5 protein-coding genes are annotated in these 5,514 nt (G+C 46.6%); 2 read left to right on the top strand and 3 right to left on the bottom strand.

Translation table 11 applies throughout. The features are described from left to right. Positions 1 to 2: 2 nt before the first annotated feature. From VN105_RS19960 to VN105_RS19950, 3 genes are all read right to left on the bottom strand, one after another. Positions 3 to 563 carry an RNA polymerase sigma-70 factor gene (locus tag VN105_RS19960; protein WP_325643481.1) on the bottom strand — a complete coding sequence of 187 codons (561 nt, stop codon included), beginning with the start codon at positions 561 to 563 and terminating at the stop codon, positions 3 to 5. A 78-nt stretch (positions 564 to 641) separates the two neighbouring features. After that, positions 642 to 1,397 (bottom strand): LytTR family DNA-binding domain-containing protein, encoded by a 756-nt coding sequence (locus VN105_RS19955; RefSeq protein ID WP_325643479.1) that lies wholly within the window; start codon positions 1,395 to 1,397, stop codon positions 642 to 644. Continuing rightward, entirely contained in the window at positions 1,360 to 3,192 is a 1,833-nt protein-coding gene (locus tag VN105_RS19950) for a tetratricopeptide repeat-containing sensor histidine kinase (RefSeq protein WP_325643477.1), read from the bottom strand. Before VN105_RS19950 ends, VN105_RS19955 begins: the two co-directional genes overlap by 38 nt. 143 nt (positions 3,193 to 3,335) lie before the next feature. Between VN105_RS19950 and VN105_RS19945 the strand changes: the two genes are divergently transcribed. Beyond that, positions 3,336 to 4,517 carry a vWA domain-containing protein gene (locus VN105_RS19945; RefSeq protein WP_325643475.1) on the top strand — a complete coding sequence of 394 codons (1,182 nt, stop codon included), beginning with the start codon at positions 3,336 to 3,338 and terminating at the stop codon, positions 4,515 to 4,517. 163 nt (positions 4,518 to 4,680) lie between these two features. Further along, positions 4,681 to 5,442, top strand: coding sequence for a hypothetical protein (locus VN105_RS19940; protein WP_325643462.1), 762 nt, complete (start codon positions 4,681 to 4,683; stop codon positions 5,440 to 5,442). The last annotated feature ends 72 nt before the right edge of the window (positions 5,443 to 5,514 follow it).

Here is a 5,514-nt window from a genome sequence, read left to right as displayed (position 1 = left end):
ATTTACCGGGAAACTGAACAAAGGAAAAACAACAACAGCAACTCATCCTTATGGGTAAGCAACAGCTCCCTGATATGCTGCAGTGCTTTGGACATATGCTCCTTTACGGTGGGTAATGATATATTCATTTCAGTGGCAATCTGCTCATAAGACAGCCCCCGGAACCGGCTTAAGCGGAATGCCTCCTGTTGCCTCACGGGCAGCTTACTGATAATGGATTCCATCAGCCTGCCCTTTTGCTTGATGATCAGGAGGTCTTCCGGCGTGGCCGACTCCTGTGAAAACAACTCCCGGATAAACGCCTGGTAACTGGCCTGTACCGACTGCCGCCGGAAAATATTCAGGATCTCGTTCCTGGCGGTAATAAATAAAAAGGCATCCACCTTCTGAATGCTCTCCAGTGATGTGCGTCGCTCCCATAATTTCAGGAAAACCTGTTGGGTAACATCTTCCGCCATCTGGTGGGCCTTCAGGTACATCAGGGCTACACTGTATACTTTATCATAAAAGCCGGAATACAGGCCGGCAAATGCTTTTTCATCCCCTTCAGCAATACGCTTCATGAACTCCGGCCCGATATGTAGATCCTTTTCAGACAATACGTTATAGTTGGTTGACTGGCTAAATGTAGGGAAAAAATATTATTGAAACGCCTTCAACAGGCTATCCTTATAAGCCGGCGATACTTCCACCTCCGTACCGTCGTTCAGGTTCACATAGCCGCCGGCGCCTTTGTGATACGACTGCACGTAATGGATATTAATGATATGTGATTTATGCACCCGTACGAACGGAAGTGGTAACATCTCAGAAAAATGTTTCAGAAAACGGCATACCATTTTCTTACTGCCATTGGTTAAATAAACATCGGTAAAATTGCCATTCCCTTTCAGCCGCACAATTTCATTCATCTTCACCACATCAAATCCATCCAGGGTAGGCAGGATCACCTGTTGCATACCAGGATTTATTTCCCTGGCATTTTCCATGATGATGCGGTTCCTGTTCAGCCAATGCTTTTGTTGCAATTGTTGCTGCACCTTATTCACCGCCAGGATCAGTTCTTCTATACTCACCGGTTTCAGCAGGTAATAAGCTGCGCTCTGGTTCAGCGCTTTCAGCGAATACTCCGAAAAAGCCGTTACAAAAATGGTTTCAAACTGCAGGTCCTGGCATCCTTCCAGCACATCAAAAGCATTGCCGAAAGGCATTTCCACATCAAGGAATACCAGCTGCGGACGCAGCTCATGCAATAGCGCGATAGCTTCCCTGCTGTTTTGGGCAGTGCCGGTCACTTCCACCTGAGGACAAAATTTCCCGAGATAGTTTTGTAAGGCTGCCATAGCAGCGGCTTCGTCTTCAACGATAACTGAAGTGATCTTTCCTGTTAACATCATGCTTGTCCATTAAGGGAAGTTGCAGTACCACGCTTGTTCCGGTGGCGCCTTCCCGGGTTATTTCCTCCATCTGCATCCGGATATCGAGGTGGTAAATATCGTTCAGTAAACTGATGCGCTCCGTGGTGTTGGTAATACCTCTGGACTGGTGCGCTTTCTGGTGAACCGTTTTCAGTTTATGGCTCTCCGTTAGCCCGATGCCGTCATCTTCTATGATCACCCGTATATAATGCGCCTGTTTCTGAAACGTAACCCGTAGCAGTCCTTTCGTGGCCTTATACCGGAGGCCGTGCCATACCGCGTTTTCCAGGTGGGGCTGGATCAGCATATTGGGGATCATCACCGTATCTGCATCCAGGGTTTCATCTATATCCAGTATATACACAAATTTATCGCTGAAGCGCAGTTGTTCCAGGTCCAGGTACCTTTTCAGCTGTTCCGCCTCCACGGCCAATGTAACAAAATCCTTATTGGAGTGTTCCATCACATTTCTCATAAGGCCGGAGTAAGAAGTAAGATACTTATTGGCTTCCATTTCGTTGTTTTCCGCAATGTATTGATTAACGCTGTTAAGACTGTTAAAGATGAAATGCGGGTTCATTTCACGGCGCAATGATTGCAGGGCAATCTTTTTATTCTTGATCTTAATGGCGCGCAGCGAGCGGGCGATAAAGAACAAAAGTATCACCATTGCCAGGATGGAAGCGATCAGGAAATAGTTGAGCGTATTCTTATTATTGATCAGCGCCAGTTGCAGGGCCTTTTCCTTTTCGAGGTCTTTGATCTTCCCTTCTGTAATGTCGAACAGGCTGGCGTCTACGAGAGAGCTGTCGGTTCTGATAAGCGTATCCAGGTGATGGAGGAAATCGTCGTACCGGGTAAGCGCCACGTCCTCTTTCCGCTGCCCCTTGTAATAACCGGTGAGTGCAAGGAGACAGTCTTTTGTTTTAGAAGTATTCCCGCTTTTAAACGCCAGCATATAAGCCTCTTCCAGCAGGCTGCCTGTTTTTTCCGGTTGCCGGCTATTGGTGTACAACTGGGCCAGTTCCTGTATCTGGTCTATCTGCAATTCAACATTACCCTCTTCCTTTGCTTTTTCCAGGATGGCTTCATTCATGCTGATGGCTTCATCGATGTTATTGCCGGCCACGTATACCTTAGAGATCTTTTTGCTGATAGCGGCAATGTCGCGGGTATTATCGCTTTTTTCCAACGCCTTCTTGAAGCTGGCAATAGCATCAGAGGTATTATTTTGCAGCAGCTGGCTGTTACCCAGCTGTTTGTAAGCATCTGCAGCTTCTTCTTTTTTTCCTTCCTTTTCGAAAATGGCGGCGTTGGATTGTGCGTAATTGGATTGTACCTGCGGGTTAGTATTGCGCAGGCGGTTGGCATCGTTGAAATTGACGCTCTCCAGGCTTTTATCGATGGCCAGGTCGCCGGCCGACTGGTAATTCTTTATGGCCGGTATTATTTTGTTCTGCATTTCCTGCACTTTCGCCAGTGCGCGGCCAGCCGCTGCTGCATCGGGGTGTTTTAGCCGGGTGTAGATCTCCAGCGCCTTTTTAAGATAATCCTCTGCTTTGGCATATTCGCTTTTATCGGTAAGCTCCTTTGCCAATGCCTCGTAATGAATGGCTGTTTGCAGGTCGTTATCATCCCTGGAAAGGGATTTTTTCAGCTCCCTTGCTGCTTTGGATACCGGGTACCCACTACCCTTTTTCCCTTGTGCAGCGGCTATTCCGCCTGTCCACAACAGCCCCGGCAAGATAAGTAAGCAAATACAGTAACGTAGCATGATCGTTGATTCTGCTGCAAAATAAGATTTTTCAGCACGGAGCACACGCCATTTCACCCATTCAACCCGGCATTTCACCAAGTGGGGCCCTTAACGGTTGGGAAGACCCTTTATTTTCATGACGTCATTCTAAATCAAACATCATGAAAACGACATTATTTGCCAGCGCCCTGCTGGTATCGGGTTTCCTGGTATGGAAATACAGTACGGTGAAACATCTCCCTGAAAAAGAGTATAAAACAGCTGCCCCGCCCACGGTGATTGCTTCTCCTTCCGCCGCAGACAATACCCGTATACAGGTAGCTATACTCCTCGATACCTCCAACAGTATGGATGGCCTGATAGACCAGGCAAAATCAAGATTATGGAATATTATCAATACCCTTACCACGCTGAAGTACAAAGGCAAAACACCGGTGATTGAAATTGCCCTGTATGAGTATGGCAATGATGGTCTTTCTCCCGAATCCGGTTACATCAGGCAGGTGGCCCCGCTCACCACCGATCTTGATCTTATCTCCGAAAAACTGTTCTCGCTCCGCACCAACGGCGGATCAGAATACTGCGGCGCTGTTATCAACTCCGCAGTAAAATCGCTCGAATGGGGCCATGATGAAGCAGATATGAAACTCATTTATATTGCCGGTAACGAACCATTCGACCAGGGAAGGGTTAATTACAGCACTGCCGCCGGGCAGGCTCTTAGCAAAAGCATCTTCATTAATACTATCTACTGCGGCGATAAACAGGAAGGCATTGCCACCCACTGGAAAGATGGCGCTGATAAGGGACAGGGCCAGTATTTTAATATTGACTCCGACCGGAAAGTAGATTTTATCGAAACCCCGTACGACAAGCGCATTGAAGCCTACAACGAGCGCATCAATAAAACTTATATCGCCTATGGCGCTCATGGTGAATCAAAGAAAAACAACCAGGTAATACAGGACAAAAATGCCAGGGATATTTCTTCCGCTAACTCTGTAGAACGTTATGTGAGTAAATCAAAATCAGTGTATAAAAATGACAGCTGGGACCTGGTAGACCGTGCCAAACAAGATCCTGCTGTGTTAAAAAGTATCAGCAAAAGCGAATTGCCCAAAGAACTGAGAGAAAAAAGCGCCGCTGAACTGCAAACACTGGTAGCTGCTAAAAGCAAAGAAAGGGATAGCATCCAGAAAGAAATAGCTGTACTGGGAAAACAACGGCAAAAATATATTGATGAAGCTATGAAGAAAAGCAATAAGACAGACGACCTGGGCGCTGCCATCAACCGGTCTATCATCCAGGTAGCTGCCACCAAAGGATACACAGCTGAAAAGTAAATACCCGTTAACCCCAAAAAAGCTGCCTTCAGACAAACCTGCCGCTGGTACAAGGTTGCCGGAGGCAGCTTTGTTTGTACGCCCCTGCAGATAATTAGCTGGTTTGTACTGGTTTTGACAAGTATTTCGTATATTTTCGTCCAAATCAGAAGACAAAACCTATATGAAAGGATACGCTTTATTATTTCTTGTATTCGCTTCGTTTTCCGGGTATGCCCAGAATACGATCAATAACTACAAATACGTGCTGGTACCTGAAAGGTTCAATTTCTCCAAAGAAGACAACCAGTACGGGTTAAACACCGTGACCAAGTCGCTGCTCGAAGAAAAAGGCTTTACCGTTTATTTCGACAATTCAGAAATACCAAAGGAGATTGCCGGCAACAGGTGCAATGCACTCAACACCGAAGTGGTGCAGAAAAAAGGATTGTTTGTTACCAATCTTACCCTTTTATTAAAGGATTGCAAAGGTAACATCATCTTCAAAAGCAAAGAAGGTAAAAGCAGGGAGAAAGAGTTTGCGCCTGCGTATAACCTCGCCCTGAGAGATGCCTTTACATCCCTGAATGATGTTCCTTACGCATACGACGGAACAGCCATTGCCGAACCGCAGCAGGCGACCGCACCAGCTGTTGTAGCGCAGCAGACGCCGGCGCCACCGCCGCCACCTCCCACAGCTCCGCCGGTACCGGAGACCAAAGAAGCTGCCGGCACTTTATACGCGCAGGCAACGGCTAACGGATACCAGTTAATTGATACCAGCCCGAAAATAGTTTTAACATTGCTGAAAACTTCTGTGGCGGATTATTTTATTGCCAATAATGGTGTATCGAACGGAATAGTATTGAAGAAGAACGGGGATTGGTATTTTGAGTATTATAAAGATAATAAGCTGGTGGCAGAGAAGTTGTTGATTAAGTTTTAGGAGGCTGCCACTTCCTGAACATAACGTATAAACATATTGCGCCGGCAGGAAAACCACAAGGTTTTTCCTGCC

The organism is Chitinophaga sp. (assembly GCF_035564935.1).
GTDB lineage: Bacteria > Bacteroidota > Bacteroidia > Chitinophagales > Chitinophagaceae > Chitinophaga.
This window is presented reverse-complemented; position numbering and strand designations above follow the sequence as displayed.

Bases quoted from the DNA above. Each gene is read 5' to 3' on its own strand.
- VN105_RS19960 (WP_325643481.1), bottom strand. From the start codon at position 563: ATGAAGCGTATTGCTGAAGGGGATGAAAAAGCATTTGCCGGCCTGTAT.
- VN105_RS19955 (WP_325643479.1), bottom strand. From the start codon at position 1,397: ATGATGTTAACAGGAAAGATCACTTCAGTTATCGTTGAAGACGAAGCC.
- VN105_RS19950 (WP_325643477.1), bottom strand. From the start codon at position 3,192: ATGCTACGTTACTGTATTTGCTTACTTATCTTGCCGGGGCTGTTGTGG.
- VN105_RS19945 (WP_325643475.1), top strand. From the start codon at position 3,336: ATGAAAACGACATTATTTGCCAGCGCCCTGCTGGTATCGGGTTTCCTG.
- VN105_RS19940 (WP_325643462.1), top strand. From the start codon at position 4,681: ATGAAAGGATACGCTTTATTATTTCTTGTATTCGCTTCGTTTTCCGGG.